Annotated in this window: 17 protein-coding genes; 3 read left to right on the top strand and 14 right to left on the bottom strand. The window is 50.3% G+C overall.

Annotated features, from left to right (window positions below; genetic code table 11):
• Positions 1-144 precede the first annotated feature (144 nt).
• From AM1_RS39825 to AM1_RS40995, 6 genes are all read right to left on the bottom strand, one after another.
• Positions 145-681: a hypothetical protein gene (locus AM1_RS39825; protein ID WP_148215735.1), complete on the bottom strand. Its 537-nt coding sequence runs from the start codon at positions 679-681 to the stop codon at positions 145-147.
• Positions 682-831: 150 nt separating this feature from the next.
• A complete protein-coding gene (locus tag AM1_RS12505; protein WP_012163211.1) occupies positions 832-1,110 on the bottom strand; it encodes a hypothetical protein in 279 nt (92 codons plus the stop codon).
• A 218-nt stretch (positions 1,111-1,328) separates the two neighbouring features.
• Positions 1,329-1,700, bottom strand: a complete 372-nt coding sequence (locus tag AM1_RS12500; RefSeq protein ID WP_012163210.1) for a tetratricopeptide repeat protein — start codon at positions 1,698-1,700, stop codon at positions 1,329-1,331.
• Positions 1,701-1,843: 143 nt separating this feature from the next.
• Positions 1,844-2,248, bottom strand: coding sequence for a hypothetical protein (locus tag AM1_RS12495; RefSeq protein ID WP_012163209.1), 405 nt, complete (start codon positions 2,246-2,248; stop codon positions 1,844-1,846).
• 332 nt (positions 2,249-2,580) lie between these two features.
• Positions 2,581-3,141, bottom strand: a complete 561-nt coding sequence (locus tag AM1_RS12490) for a Uma2 family endonuclease (protein WP_012163208.1) — start codon at positions 3,139-3,141, stop codon at positions 2,581-2,583.
• 65 nt (positions 3,142-3,206) lie between these two features.
• Positions 3,207-3,422, bottom strand: a complete 216-nt coding sequence (locus AM1_RS40995; RefSeq protein ID WP_012163207.1) for a hypothetical protein — start codon at positions 3,420-3,422, stop codon at positions 3,207-3,209.
• Between the two features lie 77 nt (positions 3,423-3,499).
• Between AM1_RS40995 and AM1_RS12485 the strand changes: the two genes are divergently transcribed.
• Positions 3,500-7,873, top strand: coding sequence for a tetratricopeptide repeat protein (locus tag AM1_RS12485; RefSeq protein ID WP_012163206.1), 4,374 nt, complete (start codon positions 3,500-3,502; stop codon positions 7,871-7,873).
• A gap of 197 nt (positions 7,874-8,070) precedes the next feature.
• Here AM1_RS12485 and AM1_RS12480 read toward each other — a convergent pair whose 3' ends face one another.
• From AM1_RS12480 to AM1_RS12455, 6 genes are all read right to left on the bottom strand, one after another.
• Entirely contained in the window at positions 8,071-8,793 is a 723-nt protein-coding gene (locus AM1_RS12480; RefSeq protein ID WP_012163205.1) for a pyridoxine 5'-phosphate synthase, read from the bottom strand.
• A gap of 39 nt (positions 8,794-8,832) precedes the next feature.
• Positions 8,833-9,411, bottom strand: a complete 579-nt coding sequence (locus AM1_RS12475) for a GNAT family N-acetyltransferase (RefSeq protein ID WP_012163204.1) — start codon at positions 9,409-9,411, stop codon at positions 8,833-8,835.
• A 24-nt stretch (positions 9,412-9,435) separates the two neighbouring features.
• Positions 9,436-9,831 (bottom strand): c-type cytochrome, encoded by a 396-nt coding sequence (locus tag AM1_RS12470; protein ID WP_238549240.1) that lies wholly within the window; start codon positions 9,829-9,831, stop codon positions 9,436-9,438.
• A 53-nt stretch (positions 9,832-9,884) separates the two neighbouring features.
• Positions 9,885-10,364, bottom strand: coding sequence for a hypothetical protein (locus AM1_RS12465; RefSeq protein ID WP_012163202.1), 480 nt, complete (start codon positions 10,362-10,364; stop codon positions 9,885-9,887).
• 141 nt (positions 10,365-10,505) lie between these two features.
• Positions 10,506-11,024 carry a hypothetical protein gene (locus tag AM1_RS12460; RefSeq protein WP_238549239.1) on the bottom strand — a complete coding sequence of 173 codons (519 nt, stop codon included), beginning with the start codon at positions 11,022-11,024 and terminating at the stop codon, positions 10,506-10,508.
• A gap of 67 nt (positions 11,025-11,091) precedes the next feature.
• Positions 11,092-11,376, bottom strand: a complete 285-nt coding sequence (locus tag AM1_RS12455; RefSeq protein WP_010473193.1) for a YkvA family protein — start codon at positions 11,374-11,376, stop codon at positions 11,092-11,094.
• Between the two features lie 343 nt (positions 11,377-11,719).
• On the opposite strand from AM1_RS12455, the gene AM1_RS12450 reads away from it, so the two are divergent.
• Positions 11,720-12,574 (top strand): class I SAM-dependent methyltransferase, encoded by an 855-nt coding sequence (locus AM1_RS12450; RefSeq protein ID WP_012163199.1) that lies wholly within the window; start codon positions 11,720-11,722, stop codon positions 12,572-12,574.
• A 67-nt stretch (positions 12,575-12,641) separates the two neighbouring features.
• Here the strand turns inward: AM1_RS12450 and AM1_RS12445 are convergent, their stop codons facing one another.
• Positions 12,642-12,947 carry a Txe/YoeB family addiction module toxin gene (locus AM1_RS12445; RefSeq protein ID WP_012163198.1) on the bottom strand — a complete coding sequence of 102 codons (306 nt, stop codon included), beginning with the start codon at positions 12,945-12,947 and terminating at the stop codon, positions 12,642-12,644.
• Entirely contained in the window at positions 12,934-13,236 is a 303-nt protein-coding gene (locus AM1_RS12440; RefSeq protein WP_012163197.1) for a type II toxin-antitoxin system Phd/YefM family antitoxin, read from the bottom strand. Before AM1_RS12440 ends, AM1_RS12445 begins: the two co-directional genes overlap by 14 nt.
• A gap of 398 nt (positions 13,237-13,634) precedes the next feature.
• On the opposite strand from AM1_RS12440, the gene AM1_RS12435 reads away from it, so the two are divergent.
• Entirely contained in the window at positions 13,635-16,802 is a 3,168-nt protein-coding gene (locus tag AM1_RS12435; protein WP_012163196.1) for a pentapeptide repeat-containing protein, read from the top strand.
• Positions 16,803-17,050: the final 248 nt, after the last annotated feature.

Here is a 17,050-nt window from a genome sequence, read left to right as displayed (position 1 = left end):
AACTGATTTCAAATGGTTTTTTAGAGAGTGTGAATGAATGCCAGAGCGATGCCAGATATTAAGATGGCCTCTCTCGTTAGCATGGGTAATGTGTTGAGAGACCAGTCTGCTAGCGTGACTGCGGACGTCCAATCAGACACGCCATTAATCCAAGTAACCCATCAATGTCCCGCTTGGGGAAGAACTGTTCTCGGCAATAGGGCGATTGCCAGGTAAAGAAGCGGAGGGCGTGAGGGATGAATCTAAGCTAATCACCGGACGGTTGCCATGCATCGCTACTATGTTCAACTCACTTTGAAAGACGGGACGATGCTGCGGTAAATTCTCAAAGCTAATCACCTGACGGGTGCCGACTAGAATAGGACGGCCACCGGGTAAGGTCTCGGAGGGGACTAAAGCCAGATTCCCGGCAACAATAGGACGATGATTCGGGAGTTCGGGGGGGGTATATTCAACAATCGCTGTGCTGGAATTGCTCTCGCTGGGTTGGGTTAAACGAGGTGCATCAAATCCCCATCCCTTCTCAGGCAGAGATGGAAAGGGTTCACCTTTGACAGCCGCCACTTCGTAGCCTTTGTCTCCACCTCTAGGACCAACCACAGGATATTGGCCGCTTTCTTCAACAATTTCACCAGGACTAAAGAGCTTTTTGCCCATTACATTAATCTCACTAAAGGTCATTCCAGAATCGTTAAGGGTGAGTGAACGCTTCTAGGTTGAGCTTGAAATATTAGGGGCAAACATTCACTCTTTATCTAGAGTACTATCGCAACTTGCTGTAAGAGAATGCAAATGTATGCGTTCTCTTACGGCAAGTTGTCCCTAAAAGATTTACCCAAAAATACGACGGAACCTTCGATACCATCGAAAAGGACTAAGGAACACAACCTCTTGCTGCAATTGCTGTTCAGCTTCATAAGGTTCAGGCTTAATACTCATGTCTAAGGGGAGTGTTTGCTTCAAAGAGGGAGCAGTCGCCACGGTCGTCAAGGGATCTGGGAGAGAGGCAGTTTTAGCCATCGCTTTTTGCGTGGTAGTGGTCACTAGGCAAAAAGAAAATAGACCTGCACTCAGTAGAGCTTTGGTAGGAGCGCTTTGAAATTTCATCATCGTTGGATTCCTTGTTAAGTGAAGTGAGTTGTTTAACTTGACCCCACTATCGCGGAATGACTCAGCAGATAAAATCCCGATTTGTTCAGGAAAGTTCAGGTATCTCTTTAAGAATCAAGATGCTAGAGTGGGCCTCCCCGAAATGCCCAAGGCTCCAGAATATTTCAGCCTGGTAAGAATGATAGTGCCAAGCTTGGTCTTGACTGGAAAAGGTTGAACTATGGGGATGGTTGAGCTAGATGGGGAATCATTTGTACCAAGAGAGCTGCTGCTTGGTTCTGCGGATCCAGGTGATTAGCGGTGGTTGCGGATTGTAATGCTCCTTGAAAATCTTTGAAAGCCATTTGACTTTGGGCAAGATGGATATGAGCTTCTACGCTGTTGGGCTGCAGCCGAGTCACTTGAGCAAAATCATCAGATGCTGGCTGAAATTGCTTCTTGCTCATCAAAAGAATTCCTCTGAGCGTGTAGGCTTCTGCCAAAGAGGGGTTTAGCTGGAGCGCTTGATTCAGTGCGCTCATTGCTCCTGGGACATCTTCTTGTTCTAGGCGAGAAATAGCTGCTGAGTAATGAGGATTTGGGGCGGCCATTGCCAAGGGTGGAAGGTTTACGATTCCCTGATCTCATGCTGAGGAGGACAGCAGCTAGTGCCCCAGTGAGATAGAAATGGGCGGGGTTACGGCGCATTGAATCTCCCTCTGCAATGTTGTTGCCCTACATTTTAATCCCAGGGTTAGCCGGGTTGAACGGCCCGAAATATCATTTTTTGTACCCACACATAGCTAAAGTCTTCAAATTCCTCTCCAGGCGTAATCAGTGTGGTTGAACCTTCCTGGTTCTCAATAAATTCTTGTCGCCATAATTCCCAAGCATAGATGGATGGCAACTCTAAATTGGCGCAGTATTCAAACCAGCAATCTCTTTGAAAGCGAGACGTATCGCAATAGACCCGACTGGATTGCACTTCGAGCAGACCTAGATCAATCATCTCCTGCATTAAAGGAGGGTGATGGCTAGGGGGTTCCCCTTGACCCATGACGGGGGACTCAAAGGCTAGTTGAAGCGCTTCACCATCATTCTCTTTCGCAAGACGGAGAATTTCTAATTGCACCTGGGTTAGGGAAGGGATATGGGGCATAATCTATGGGGTTTCTGCTGAGATGCTATCACCATAAAAGTTCCAGGTTGCCTGAGAAGATAATAACGCTGTTGCATAGATGGATGTATTTTGCACAGCGCTAATGTCTCATGAGTGGGGTTCGTGGTTTGGTTCAGGGCAAACACCGTGATCGAGAACTGCTCTATGGCAATGAATCAATTTCTGGTGCTTGGGGTAAGGGACAGGTGTTATTTGCCAGTCATTCTATCAAGTCTGTTCAGCTCAGCATTTCATCTTTGACGATGCCATTTATGCCCCAACGTGTAGGCCCCATAAAGCAGTGGGATGGGGTGGATGGAACTCATCTACTCCTATCTGAAGATTTGATGTACCTCGATAGGTACATCAGGGAAGGCTTGAAAGTTAAGCGTTTCTTCTAGATTAAAGATTTGCCGGTGTTGATAGGTGTTCGCAATGGGCTGATGATAGCGCTCAATCTGGGTATTGTTGAGGTTAACTAGCCAAATCTCAGGAATTTGTTCTTGAGCGTAGATAGGAACCTTCACATCCCGGTCAAACTCGATGGTGCTATCGGACACTTCTACCAGGGCAAAAATATTGTTAGGTGTGGGATGTCCTGCATGATAAAAGTCTTCTCTCCGTTGCAGGATAGAAAGATCCGGCTGTGGTTCGGAGTTATCACTCAGGAGAATGGGGCTTTGGACTCGAATCAACGCTTTGCGGAATAGCTTTAAGACTAATAGCTCAGTCAGTCGATCGACGCAGGCGGCATGGTGTCTGTCAACGGGCGACTTTTCAATGATTTCTCCCTGAATAAGTTCTACATGGTCCCGGTCAGTCAAAATGCCAGACTCAATCATCTGGTGATACTGTCCTATCGTGAATTTTTTTCGCAGAATTTGGACGGTCATTTTCGCGATATTCCTAAGCCTGGAATTTTAACTGAGTACTACATGGATCAACGTTTAGAGAGTAATTAGGTCCAGTATAGTTCTTGCCGATTGGTGGGTAGGAACAAGCCTAAAGAGGAGTGTTGGCTTTGGAATTGGGTGAATTGCAGGTGCCCCATAATAGCGACGGGAGTTGCCATCTCGTTAACCCCACAGCTTTCCAATCGGTTAGCGACTCTTGCCAAATGATTGCTATGGGGCAAATCATGGGTCAATCGAAGATCGGTGATTTGGAAACTCAACGCCTAAGGTCTGATGTGCGTATTTATGAGCTGAGGGGCTGATAGGTATTAAGAGGATTTTTTCGCGAGACAACTGGATGGCAGAGCATATCTTTATTTCTCACTCTACTAAGAATGATGATACGGTCGCCAAGCTCAGGAAAGTTCTAGAACTCTATGGTCACACACCTTGGGTTGACTCACGGCAGTTGACTGGTGGAGATGACCTCAACGCGGAGATCGAAGCCAGCATTCGCGATGCTCGCTGCTTTTTGGTGGTACTCAGTATTGATGCCCTGAGTTCGGATTGGGTGCAACGCGAAGTCAGGCTAGCGCTGGAGATTGCCAAAGAGAAAGCCGATTACAAAGTGATTCCAGTGGTTTTGCCAGGGGTGCAGCCTGGAATTCTCAAGCTGTTGTTCCCTGATGAGCTGGCTTACATTTTTATTCAAGACACCCCCACTGGTTTTGATGATGCCTTGCCTCAGATCTTTGCTGCTTTGGGTAAGCAACTCCCCACGGACTGGAAAACGGGAATCACCATTGAAGTTGAGCCAGTTGAGGAGTTGATTCTTGAGCTGATTGATCCATGCATTTCTGAAGAAAATGGCAAGCGTCGGGCTGAAGCAACGGCTGAACTTATCTATGTCCCAGCCAATAATAGCGGTGCCATCACCAGTCGGCGTTATCGGTTTACTGCTCCAATCGGACCCTTGGAACTAGATGATATTCGCTGGTATATCGAAAGCTATTTCCGCTGGCCATCTGGGGTTTTTAAGGACCGAGCCATCAAGACAGAAGATAACCTACCCCAGTGGGGACAGGATCTGTACAAAGCTGCATTGGCAGGAGAGTCAGCCCGTGAGCCATTAGAAGCATGGCGTCGCGCCAGCGGTAGTCGCCGTTTTTCGGTGCGGGTTGATTCTGAACCCAAGGAAGGGTCTGAGGATGATAAAGTCGCTCAGTTTCAGGAATCGGCTAGTGACCTACTAGCCCTCCCTTGGGAGATTCTGCATGATGGCACGGGCTATCTTTCCGAAGGGAATAACGGGGTTCGAGTGCGGCGTCGGTTGCCGAAACGGAAGGTAACGCGAATCATTGAAGCGGATTTACCAATACGAGTTTTATTGATTAGCCCCCGGCCTGAAAAGGACTCAGAAGGGAATTCTGTGGGGTATCTAGACCATCGGGCCAGTGCCATTCCATTAATCCAAGCTGTGGAAAACCTGGGAGAAGCCCTGGTCAAGGTGGATATCTTAGAACCGCCTACCTTTGCGGCTTTGCAGGAAGCTTTGCAGCGAGGTATTGACGAAAAAGACCCCTATGAAATAGTCCATTTTGATGGTCATGGGGTCTATGACCGCAGAGTGGGATTAGGAGCCTTGTGTTTTGAAGATCCGCAAGACAGTCAAAAGTTAGGCCAACGATTATTGGATCTCGTCCATGCTGATAAACTGGCCGCCGCATTGCGGGAGTATGGCGTACCGCTGATTATTCTGGAGGCCTGTCAGACAGCCCAATCGACAGCCGATCCGCAAGCGTCAGTGGCCGCAAAGTTATTAGAACAGGGCGTGGGGTCGGTGGTGGCCATGACCCACTCCGTACTGGTGGTCACGGCCCAGAAATTTGTAGAGCAGTTCTACAAAAGCTTGGCAGAGGGGAAACGGATTGGGGATGCCATGCTGGCGGGGCAGATGGCCCTGTACAACAATCCCTTTCGGTTCAAGGTGATGGGGGCAGGGGATTTGAAGTTACAGGACTGGTTTGTACCCGTTCTCTATCAAGATGCAGATGACCCCCAGTTATTTACGGAAAAGCAAGGGGAAGATGCACTCCGGAAATTGGGTGAACGACGAGAGCTACAGTTGGGACGGTTGCCAGAACCTCCAGCCCATCAGTTTGTGGGGCGGAGTCGGCATCTGCTATATGTTGAGCGATTGCTGGCCCAAGAAAACTATGTAGTGATCAAGGGCAGTGGCGGCATGGGCAAGACGGCCCTGGCGGTGGAATTGTGTCGATGGCTGGTGCGGTCAGGTCGGTGGCAGCGGGCGGCATTTGTAAGCGTGGAACCGCAGAATGTCCAGGATGTTTCGGGAGTACTGGATGCGATTGGGCAGCAGTTGGTGCCAAAGTATACTGTGGCCCAGTATGGGGACGATTTAGACAAAGCATTGCAGCCCGTGGTACGGGCATTGCAGGATTTCCCGACGGTAATTTTACTGGACAATATGGAGTCAGTGCTACCGGATGCTGAAGGGAATAACCCCGCCGGGGTAGCAGATGTGACGGAGCTGTTGGAGCTGTGTCAGCGGTTGTTGAAGGCAGATCCGCGATGTCGGGTAGTGTTTACTAGCCGGGAGCGATTGCCAAAGCCATTTGATGTGGGCGGAAATACCGTGGAGTTGGGACGGTTGAGTCAGGGCGAGGCGACTCAGTTGGTGGAGCAGGTGATGGCTCGGGAGGGGTGGATGCCGCCAGAGACGGATAATGCGACGACACCGGAGGAGATCAAAGAGCTGGTGGAGACGGTGAATTGTCATCCCCGGGCGCTGGTTTTGTTGGCACGAGAAGTGGCCCATGGGGTGCGGGCAACAACGGAGAACTTGGCGAAGCTAATGGCGAAGTTGGAATCGCAGAATCGGGGAGACCGGGAGAATTCCCTGTATGCGAGTGTGGAGCTGTCGTTGCGGCGGTTGCCGGAGGAGACGCGGGAGCGGGTGAATCGGCTGGCGGTGTTGCATGGGGGTGGGAATCGGTTCATTTTGTCGCAGGTAATGGGAATTGAAGCTGATGCGGCGGATGCAGTGGCGGAGCAGCTGATTGGGGTGGGGATGGCGGAGGCGCAGGAGTATAGCTATCTGCGCTTGGATCCAGCGTTGCCTGCTTATCTGAAGTTGGGGCAAGGGTCGGAGCAGTTGGCGGCGCTGACAGAGACCTGGGCTGAGGCAATGGTGCAACTGGTGGATTATCTATACCAGCAGCGGTCTAAAGACGCCAGATTGGCCTTTCGGTTAACGCTGCTGGAACTCCCCAATCTAATGATGCTGCTGGATTGGTTGGCAGAGCAGTTGACGGCAGATGCGTCGAGGGCGGAAGCGATTGCCGCTATGGCTGGCAGCATTGAGCACCTGCTGGCAGAGCTGGGTCGCCCCCAGGCGCTGGCGCGGGCGGTGGTGCTGCGGGAACGGGCGGCGGCAGCAATCCCGAATTGGGGCCATGTTCGGTTTGAAAATGAGCAGCTGGTGATTGAGCGGCTGCTTCAGGACGGACAGTTGCAGACAGCCTATGAGCGGGCGCAGACATTACTGGAGCAGGCCAAGGAGGCTGGAGCCAATGCCTACAGCGGTGCTGATTATCATTTGGCGGTGGCACATTCTATGCTCGGTCAGGTTTTGGTGAAAGGGGGACAGGCAGCCCTAGCGTTGGAGCTGCTTCGCACCACTCAGAAGTTGTTCGAGGCGTTGGGAGAACAGGGGGAACGGATGGCTGCTAAGTCCTTGACGAGGCAGGCAGATTGCCTCACGGACTTAGGACAGCTGGATGAAGCGGCTGATACCTATGAGGAAAGTATTAGACGGTCTGAGAAAATGAAAGATGTACGACAAGTTGCTGTGGGGAAGGGAAATCTGGCGACGGTGATGAGGATGCAGGGGCGATATGAGGATGCGATCTCAGCCTATAAAGAAGCGCGGGATATCTTTGTCCAGCAGAATGAACCGAGTCCAGTCGCCTCCATCTGGCACCAGATGGGCAGGGTGCATAAGAACGCAGGGCATTACGGGCAGGCAGAATCAGCATACCGGAAGTCCTTGGAAATTAAGACTCAGATCCACAATCGGGCAGGGCAGGCCAATAGTTTGACCGAGTTGGGGAATCTTTATAACACTTGGAATCGTCCGGAAGAGGCGGTCACGTTTTACCGACAGGCGGCTGATATTTATGTGGAGTTGGGAGACTTGCGCTATGAAGGTTTTGCCCGCAACAACATTGCCGATACTTTATGCAAGCTACAGCGGTACGATGCAGCCCGGACAGAGATTCAGCGGGCGATCGAGTGTGATCGCCAATTTGGTCATGCTGCTCAGTCGTGGACAGCTTTCGCCATTCTGCACGACATCGAAGCGGCAACCGGGAATCCAGGAGCGGCTCACTCGGCATGGCTGCAGGCTCGTGATGCCTATCTGGCCTATCGACAGCAGGGGGGGTATGCACAGTATGGGGGCGGTAAATTGGTCGATCAGGTTCTGGGGCTCATGGCTCAAGAACAAGTGGATGAAATTCAGGCGCAGCTCGGTGAACTGGTCAATCATCCAGATGTATCGGACTCCATCAAACAGCTGATTCCGACAGTTGTTGCCATTCTCGGGGGTAACCGTGATCGATCTCTAGCAGATCATGATGCTCTCTATTACGATGATGCGGCGGAGATTTTGTATTTAATTGAGCGGTTGGACGGCATCTCCAGCTCCTAAGTTCGGGGAGAGAGGCTTTATTCGTGAATAGGAGCGGCTAGAGGTGGTCCTCACCTATGCCCAGTACCTCAATCACCAGCTTCCTCTTATCGCCGCAGGCTTTCTCCAGATGTTGCCGTTCCCCTGAACCACCAAGGCCAATTGGATATCGGAAAAACGCAGCAGCTGATTACCTCCGCTCAGCAACTGCTGCAAACCTAACCTCGACCCGCAATCACGTCCTTCATTTCCCGCACGGCTCGTTCCAAACCCACCAACACCGACCGACTAATAATCGTGTGGCCAATATTCAGTTCTTCCATCCCCGGTAGACAGGCCACAGGATAGGTATTCCAATAGGTCAAACCATGTCCTGCATTGACTCGTAGCCCTAATGCAGCGGCGCGATCACATCCCTGTTTCAACACGTCCAACTCCTGGGTCTGCTGGGCCTCACCCTTGGCTTCAGCGTAAGTCCCCGTATGCAGTTCAATAAACTTGGCCTGCACCTGAGCGGCTGCTTCAATCTGGGCAGCATCAGCATCAATAAACAGACTGACGGGAATATTAGCGGCTTGTAAGGTCTGGACCACATCCGCCATATGGGTTTGCTGACCAATGACATCTAGCCCTCCTTCCGTGGTCACTTCCTCCCGCTTTTCCGGCACTAGGGTGACATAATCCGGTTGGATACGAAGTGCGATTTCAACCATTTCTGCTGTCGCCGCCATTTCCAAATTCAAATGGGTACGAACCGTTTTCCGCAGTACCTCGACATCTCGATCCTGAATATGCCGCCGATCTTCTCGTAAATGGACTGTTATACCATCGGCTCCCGCTAATTCAGCTAATACGGCTGCCGCGACGGGATCCGGTTCCACAGTGCGACGGGCTTGGCGAATCGTCGCCACATGATCGATATTGACACCAAGGGTAGGCATGATAACACTCCTGGCTAGGGGGAAGATTAATTATAGAGGTTATTGCGGGTGCCGAAGCATGGGATAGAGCGTTGGTGAGTTCTCGGCTTGAACAGTACCCAAAACTTCAAAACCATGTTTTTGATAAAGAGCGACATTACGATCATTGGTGGCTTCTAGATACACTAAATTTCTCTGCTGATCGCAGGTCGCGAGAGTGTGAGCCAGCAATGCAGAACCATAGCCCTGTCCCTGACAGATAGGATCGGTGCCGATCATCGCTAAATGCCAATGGAGCTCTTGAGGATGGTGCCCGCTGAGCTGTTCTAAAATAGAGGCAAGGGCGGGCTGTTTGCTTTCCTCAACGCCTTGCTGAATTAATGCCATCAGGGCTGCTTCATCGGGCTGAGTGTTTGGGGGGAGCCACAGGGCCACTGCTTCAAAGCCTACTGTATAAAACGCGGTGGCCTGCTGAAAGGCCGCACCTCCAAATGCTTGAGCAAATAGGGGTAAACCTTGCGCATATTGCGAGGGCTGTGGGAACATCCACCGAATCGCTGGATCATTGCAGAATGCCAAGGTAAGGGTCGCCAGACAATTTTCGGCATCTGCTGGAGTGGCTATTTTGATGGTGTCCAAGCGTCTGCTCCTGATTCTAGGGGGTTATTTCCAATTGTTGCTCGCTTGTTCTAGAACGAACTGGGCTACCGTTTCGATTTGCGTATCATTGAGCTGGTCTGCAAACCCCGGCATATTGTTTTGTCCCTGGGTAATCAGGTTGATGACGGGGGCTAGGGTGTCGTAGCCGTCTCGCTGTAAAGATTTCAGTTTTAAAGTTTTGCGACGACGGATAATATTGCCGCCTTTGGGATGACAGCCTGCACAGTAGGTTTCAAACAGCACAGCTCCGTCCCCAGGAGAGGCAGCCCAGGCCGGGGCAAGATTCACCCCCAACCACATCAGTATGAGGCCGACCCATAAGCCAGCTTTTCGACTCAACGCCATCGAGACACGGAATAACTTTAACAAGACACAGCTCTCTGCAAGGTTCAACTCCATTGTTGGTCGCGATGGAAGGGGAAGCAACTGGCTTTGCCAATCTTTACGCCGTCTTAATTCCTGGGATGAGTGCTGTCTTTTAATCGCTGCTGTAAGCGCGGCAGGATGGCTTTATACTTTTCCAGTCGAGTCCAGTCTTTCGCTGTGGGATGAGCAATGCGGCTGATGTCCATGTTGTCCGTCATGTCGGCAATCTTGACTCGCAGTGCGATCGCATTTGCCATCACGCGTTCTAAGTAGGTGTCATAAGATTCATGGTCGCGCTTGGTAATGGCATCAATGGCGGCCAAAATCTCCTTAGGAAATCCGGACTCTGCTAGTTCTGCCAGGGTTAAGTCCGAGTCTTCCACGGCATCATGGAGTACGCCCACGATTTTCTCCGGTAGGGTCTGGCCCGCTGTCATCACTCGCAGGGGATGATCAATGTAGGGCTGGCCCGCTTTATCGATTTGGTTTATGTGGGATTGGGTTGCGATCACAATCGCCATATCCAATAACTCTTTTAAAGAATAGGCTTGCGTCTGGGACGACATAACTTGCAGCGGTGAAATTATAGAAAATCCCTCCAGACTTGAGGGGAGGCTTAACTCTATCCTAGCGGCAGAGTTAGGCCGTTCAAGATCTGGAGGGGGAAGTGTAGTGAGCGACTTGGGGCTGAATCCATGCCCACAGCTTTACTGAACTGGAGCCTCTACAGGGGAGGCGACCACATCCACCGTCACGGTGTCATGAGGAACGGGCTGGGTGGATGAATCAGCAGGGTCGGCAGCATCCGTGGCATTGACGTACCAGTTCTTCAGAGACTGGAGTCCGTGCTTCATAGATGTGTAGGAGTCACCATACTGGTCAGTGAATTTCGTATCGACGCGAGTGGCCTGTTTTTGCAGGGGAGGCGTGAGGGTCTTTTGAATCACGTTGGCCATCATTTGGAAGACGCTTTGCAGACGTTCCCAGGTTGATTTTGAGTCCGTTTCTTTACCCCAAGCCTCTTGGAAATTACTAGAGGCTTGATGGCGCTTTTCTTGCAAGTCTGCAGCGACCGTGGCCGACATTTCAGCAGCGAGAGGACGGACAATGGTATACCCTTCTTTCAATTCTGCTGACGTTTGCGTAAAGGCCTCTTTGAGGATCTTGGCAATCCGCTGGCTGCGGGTCCCGCTTTCAGTTTTAATTTGAGAAAATGTGGCGTTCATGGGGGCTTTGTTATTCATTTCCATCTGTAAAATTCTCCGGTGCTGCAAGTTGGGACGGGTGGGGCGACTAAACAACGGGGTTGGCTTCAATATCAATCGTGGCTGCAACGGTTTCTTCTGAGGTGCTGTTTTTCTTGTTTTCCAACATCAGCTGACAGACTTCAGAAATCAGGAAGGTTACGAGTACACCGTCATCAATCCAACCTGCGATAGGTAATACGTCAGGGGCAAGATCTAGCGGGCTGACCAGATAAAACAAGGTGCCAGCGATCAGAGCCCAACGATATTTTGGATGACGAAGGCCTTGGCGAAAGGCGTCTTGAAACAGCTTAAACAAGGAGGGTTGTTTCATCGAAGGTCCTGTACTTCAGTGATTTCATTCTCACAGACCCACCTCAAAAAATCTGGTGCAGATTACCCGCAGAGATGGGGTAAAACTACACCGAATAGACCGTATACGGTTTACCGCAAGTAGGATGTATTGCACCGTGTTGACTGTGATTGGAGGATGCCCCGAAATGAGTCTCTGACGATAGATCAGCGACTGGAAAGATGCGGGCATGCCTCTTTGTGATTGGCTTGGCTTCTCATATTTCAAAGTGAGATGTTGCAGCGCACCGCTTTTGATTCGCCAAGTGCTGCTGAGGATTCGACTTCCCGTTAGGCTAGAGGGCAGTTGTAGATCATGACTGAATGTGAAACCACTTGCATTAGATAAATTTAAACAAGGGGTTGCAGACTTTTATGATCGTAGGAGTCGAAGTTATGACCAGGGGCAGTGGCACCCTCAAATTTGTGACCGCCTGCTGGAATATGCGCGGATTGGTGCTGGTCAGACGGTTTTAGATATTGGTACAGGAACCGGCTACCTTGCGATCGCATCTGCCCAACGAGTTGGCGATCAAGGACATGTGACTGGCGTAGATATTTCTCCAGGTATGCTGCAGCAAGCACAGCGCAAAATTCAGCGGTTAGGACTGAGCAACGTTGTGGTTCAACGGGCTGATGCTGAAGCCCTGGACTATCCCAGCCATCATTTTGACGTTATCCTTTGTGCCCATACGTTTCCTTGGATGACGGATAAAGCCGCGACATTGCGTTTGTGGTATCAGTTACTCAAGCCCAGGGGGCGCATCGCCGTTCATACCCCTGCTGACACTGCCTATATTGGGGCTGTGGTGTTACGCAGAGTGCTGGCTGAGTATGGTCTTGAACTAGAGCCTAGCAATCGGTTAGGTTCGATTGAGCAATGTCGGCAGTTGTTTGAAAAGGCTGGTTTTGAGGCGGTTGAGATTTATACCGAGCAACATGGCAGCTACACAACTCTGGATCAAGCCAAAGCCATTTGGGAGAGCGTTGTGGTGAATCCTTCTATTACTGCTCCAAAGGTTGTTGGTGATGGGCGATCCCGGTTTTCCGCAACAGAGTTAGGAAAAATCAAAGCTGAACTATATGCAGAACTGGAAGCCCTGCAAACGGAGCAGGGCCTCTGGAATGATCTAACGACGGTATATATTTTGGCCGATAAGCCAGAGCCGTATTGTGGTTGAGTCTATCACCATCCATTAGCATTGGCTGAATGTTCAAATCGTGCTCACATCAATATGACCCTATTCATCAGTAATGATATTTGGCTTGGATAAAGTCAATACGCTCATCCCTGACCACATAGACGATGCGATGCTCATGGGATAAGCGGCGAGACCAAATATCACTCCCGATATGCTTCAAGGGTTCAGGCTTGCCAATGCCCTTAAACGGATCTTCGAGGGTATTATCAATGATCACCCAGGTGCGATCGTAGAGTTTAGGTTCGGTTTGAGCGAGAGCTTTGAGATCTTCTCGAAATTGAGGCGATAGATTGGCGTATCGTCGAAAGACGGTGAGGGGCTGATCCGATATGTTGGATTTACGCTTGCTCAATCTCTTCTCTCAACTGGGCGATGGCTTGTTCGGCAGCTTCTGCGCCAGGTGGATTCTGATCTTGGGTTTTTGACCAGGCCAGTCCGTCAAACAGTCTTTGGGCATTATGGGGGGATCTCAGCAGGTAGAGGCTTTCCATCATGCTGGTTAGCTCATCGGCGGAGATGATGGCGACGTCTGGGGCATCTCGTCTTTCAATTAGGACGACGTTGCGATCTTGGGTGACCTCATCCAGAACTTTGAAGAAGTTTTGGCGCACATGAGAGGCCGAATGAGATTTATTCAGCATAGTTGTACAATACTTACGTACAAGTCAAGTCTAGCAGATTTGGGATTAAGCCTCTGCAGCAATGGCACAGATCTGATAGGGCTGGTGACGCAGGATATAACATTGTTGGCGTATGGAGAGCAGGCTTATCTATGCTTTAGGGGTAAAAGACACCGGTTGAGATGCGATGGACAAGCGCAGCAAAGAAGACAGCAGATTGAGTTCAAGGTACAAACCTATTTGCTATAGGACCGATTGAAGTTTGGTCAATCAACCAGGGGATATTGATTGATGTTGATAAAGAGCGCTTAGTTTTTGTAATCAGTCGTCAAGTTGGCTATGCCTTACTTAACAGAGGTAGAACTTTTCAGGGAAGTACAGCTATTATCTTGAAGAACTCAGGATAATCAAGGTCAGTAATGAAAGCTCTCAGAGGATTTTGGGATTTTCTCAATACGGATGTACGAGATATTCCTTGGGGAGATGTGGCCCAACAAGGCATTGAAGCCATGAAGGCGTTGCCGGATGCTGCAAAAGCTTGGCAGGACAATGCCGATCAGATTCAACAGCTTGCCCCTTATTTGCAAAAAGCAGAACCACTGATCAAAGCCCTGGATACGCCAGTGACAAAGTTGGCTATTTCTGGGTTGCCATTTGTATCTGCTGGCATTAACGTGCTGAAAATTGGGATTGAACTGGCAAAAGTGGAGCCAACTTTCGAGAGTTCAGTCACAATTGTCGCCCAACTCGCCTATCTCCGAAGTTTAGAAATAGTGTTGGAGAAACAAGATGAGACGATTAAAGCGAAACTAGCGCAGCTATTGCTTAAGGATGTTGTCGAGCAACAGCTTTCCAAATTTTATAAAACAGAGCTGACCCTCACGGAGGCAAAGACAGCCACTACCCAATTTCGAGAGTCTGTATTCGCCGAGAAGTTTGGAACAGATTTGATAGAGCAGTTGCAACAGTTTGGACTGGACAACAGCCAAGCCCAACGATTGGCAGATCAAGTCTTGTGGGGAAGTCATCGGTATTTCCATGAGGTCATTGCAGAAGCTGGGGAAAGTGTGGAACCCTTGGCGGAGTTTTACCGCACGGGTGGTCAGCAAGAGCTAGAACGCTATACGGCTATTGACGAGTATTTAAAAACGCGGATAAGACCTACTCCACAGGAGCAGGTCTTTGATGAAAGTAGCCCCAGAGTAAGCTTTCAAGACATCTATGTACGGCTAGAGGTGCAGCCCTTAACTCAGGAAGGAGAGGTAAAACGTGATGTTAGTCCCATCTGTAGCCATGAATGGACGAAGAAAACTTTAGACCAGCCAGCCAACCAGCCCCGCAAAGTGATGTTTATGGAAGGCGAGGCAGGCCGAGGGAAATCTGTATTTTGTCGCATGATTGCCAATTGGGTGTGCTCGGAATTTGGAGATGCTTTTATTCCCTTGCGGATTCGGTTACGAGACCTACGGAAACTGGCAAATAATCTAACGGAAACACTAGAAGACTGCCCCGATTTAGAGCAGGAAAATTTCGTGCGCGGGGAATCGAGCTGGCTAGCGGATAAAAACACTCGATTTTTTATTATTTTGGATGGCTTTGATGAACTCTTGTTAGAAGGGCGGGCTACGGGTGGTTTAAAGGAGTTTTTGCAGCAAGTAACGGATTTTCAGCGGCGTAGCCATCATCAGCTATTGGTCACTGGACGACCGTTAGCGCTGCAAGGAATCGATCGACTGATCACCCAAAATAAAGATCTGGAGCGGGTGCGGCTGGAACCCATGGGAGATCAGTTGAGGGAAGGCTGGCTGAACAAATGGCAAGCCCTATTTGGAGAAGAGAAGGTCAATCAGTTCCGGGAATTTTTGACAGCCTGCCCCAAAGACATCACAGATACTCTAGCCCGTGAGCCGCTTCTGCTGTACTTGCTGGCGCGGCTTAATCGAGAGGGGCATCTGACTCAAGGAATGTTTGCAGATACTCAAGCAGGTCTTAATCAAGACACTCAGGCCAAGCTGCGGATTTATCGAGCAGCGGTGAATTGGGTGTTGAAAAAACAGCGGCAGGATGAGAATTTGCGGCTATCAGGGCTAGATTCCCTGGAAGATTTACGGGAGATACTGCAAGAAGCAGCATTGTGTGTGGTTCAGTCGGGCAATGAAACGGCCCGACTGGAAATGGTGAAGCAGCGGTTTCAAGACAGTAGCAATCCCATCGCTGAATTGCTGAAGCAAGCCCAGGCAACCACTGGGCAATCTGAGGACAAGGCGCTGAATAATTTACTGACCACCTTTTATCTCAAACCAGGAGAAAGAGATCAACGGGGTTCAGTGGAATTTGCCCACAAGAGCTTTGGCGAGTATTTGTTTGCAGAGCGATTACTGAACGCCTTTGAAGCCTGGACGGAGTTAGATAAACGACAACGGTTTCGGCTAGATGAACGAGCACTGAATGAACAAATTTACGACGTATTGGGTTATGGCGGCCTGAGTCAAGAAATTGTCGCCTATTTGTGGGAGCTACTGGATGAGAGCGATATTGACCGTGTACGGCTGTTTAATCGCCTCAATAATTTCTATGATCGCTGGTGCCAAAACGAATTTTTGGATGCTCCCCCCAATGAGAATCTTCCCCAGAAGAAACTGATCCAACTGTTAGGCCACGAGATCCCTACCGGATTAAAGCAAGTAGATGTATTTACGGGGCTAAACGTGATGATTTTTCTATTTAGGCTACATGCATCTGCGCAACCAGGGGGCTATCCCTATCTTGGAGACGATACACCTCAACCTGAGATCTATTTTTATCCCTGTGGTCAAGCTGATACAGAGAGCTTTCAAGCCGATCGTCTCCTCAAAATTATTCATTATGCAGATGCTCTTGGAACAGGGATGTTTGCTAAAACGGTTGGGCCTTATCTCATCCGCGCCGACCTCAGAAGCGCCGACCTCCGCAGCGCCGACCTCAGCAGCGCCGACCTCATCCGCGCCGACCTCAGCAGCGCCGACCTCAGCAGCGCCAACCTCAGCAGCGCCAACCTCAGCAGCGCCAACCTCAGCAGCGCCAACCTCAGCAGCGCCAACCTCATCCGCGCCAACCTCAGCAGCGCCGACCTCAGCAGCGCCAACCTCAGCAGCGCCAACCTCATCCGCGCCAACCTCATCCGCGCCAACCTCAGCAGCGCCGACCTCAGCAGCGCCAACCTCATCCGCGCCAACCTCCGCAGCGCCGACCTCCGCAGCGCCAACCTCAGCAGCGCCAACCTCAGCAGCGCCAACCTCATCCGCGCCAACCTCATCCGCGCCAACCTCAGCAGCGCCGACCTCAGCAGCGCCAACCTCATCCGCGCCAACCTCAGCAACACTTTCTTAATACGAACGGTTTTGAGTGATGCTCAAAACTTAACGAGTGATCAACTGGAAGGTGTTGATCCACCCCTTATATGCAGTGCATTTCTACCCTCAAATATCGATATTGATTCCAACAGAGATTGGGATGGACTTGCAACGGCTCTCCATGATCGCTTTCCTACTCGTTTTGCGACCTTGGAAAAAGCTGAACAGTGGGTGGAGAAGGAACGGTATCGTTGATTTTGAGTTGTTAATGATACAGTTTGGCTCTTAAAGTGTGCTCAGTAGTATCCACTCTCAGGCTTCTCCACCAGTTTTGGGTGATGAGCTGTCTTTCTGCTCCGGCATCCAGTTAAAGACAATGCTAGCCGAACTGTACAGAGAATTTAGAAGCGCTGCAAATGGAGCAAGGCCTCTAGAACAATCACTCTAAACATTGAGGCCTGTAAGCCATAGGTGATGAGGTTAGGGCTGTGGATGCTTACAGA

The sequence above is a fragment of the Acaryochloris marina MBIC11017 genome, assembly GCF_000018105.1.
Classification (GTDB): domain Bacteria; phylum Cyanobacteriota; class Cyanobacteriia; order Thermosynechococcales; family Thermosynechococcaceae; genus Acaryochloris; species Acaryochloris marina.
Note: the sequence above shows the minus strand (reverse complement) of the source record. Positions and strands in the feature narration are given on the sequence as shown.

What these genes read in the sequence shown, in the direction of transcription:
- AM1_RS39825 (WP_148215735.1), bottom strand. Translation starts at nt 681, where the DNA reads ATGACCTTTAGTGAGATTAATGTAATGGGCAAAAAGCTCTTTAGTCCT.
- AM1_RS12505 (WP_012163211.1), bottom strand. Translation starts at nt 1,110, where the DNA reads ATGATGAAATTTCAAAGCGCTCCTACCAAAGCTCTACTGAGTGCAGGT.
- AM1_RS12500 (WP_012163210.1), bottom strand. Translation starts at nt 1,700, where the DNA reads ATGGCCGCCCCAAATCCTCATTACTCAGCAGCTATTTCTCGCCTAGAA.
- AM1_RS12495 (WP_012163209.1), bottom strand. Translation starts at nt 2,248, where the DNA reads ATGCCCCATATCCCTTCCCTAACCCAGGTGCAATTAGAAATTCTCCGT.
- AM1_RS12490 (WP_012163208.1), bottom strand. Translation starts at nt 3,141, where the DNA reads ATGACCGTCCAAATTCTGCGAAAAAAATTCACGATAGGACAGTATCAC.
- AM1_RS12485 (WP_012163206.1), top strand. Translation starts at nt 3,500, where the DNA reads ATGGCAGAGCATATCTTTATTTCTCACTCTACTAAGAATGATGATACG.
- AM1_RS12480 (WP_012163205.1), bottom strand. Translation starts at nt 8,793, where the DNA reads ATGCCTACCCTTGGTGTCAATATCGATCATGTGGCGACGATTCGCCAA.
- AM1_RS12470 (WP_238549240.1), bottom strand. Translation starts at nt 9,831, where the DNA reads ATGGAGTTGAACCTTGCAGAGAGCTGTGTCTTGTTAAAGTTATTCCGT.
- AM1_RS12465 (WP_012163202.1), bottom strand. Translation starts at nt 10,364, where the DNA reads ATGTCGTCCCAGACGCAAGCCTATTCTTTAAAAGAGTTATTGGATATG.
- AM1_RS12460 (WP_238549239.1), bottom strand. Translation starts at nt 11,024, where the DNA reads ATGAACGCCACATTTTCTCAAATTAAAACTGAAAGCGGGACCCGCAGC.
- AM1_RS12455 (WP_010473193.1), bottom strand. Translation starts at nt 11,376, where the DNA reads ATGAAACAACCCTCCTTGTTTAAGCTGTTTCAAGACGCCTTTCGCCAA.
- AM1_RS12440 (WP_012163197.1), bottom strand. Translation starts at nt 13,236, where the DNA reads ATGCTGAATAAATCTCATTCGGCCTCTCATGTGCGCCAAAACTTCTTC.
- AM1_RS12435 (WP_012163196.1), top strand. Translation starts at nt 13,635, where the DNA reads ATGAAAGCTCTCAGAGGATTTTGGGATTTTCTCAATACGGATGTACGA.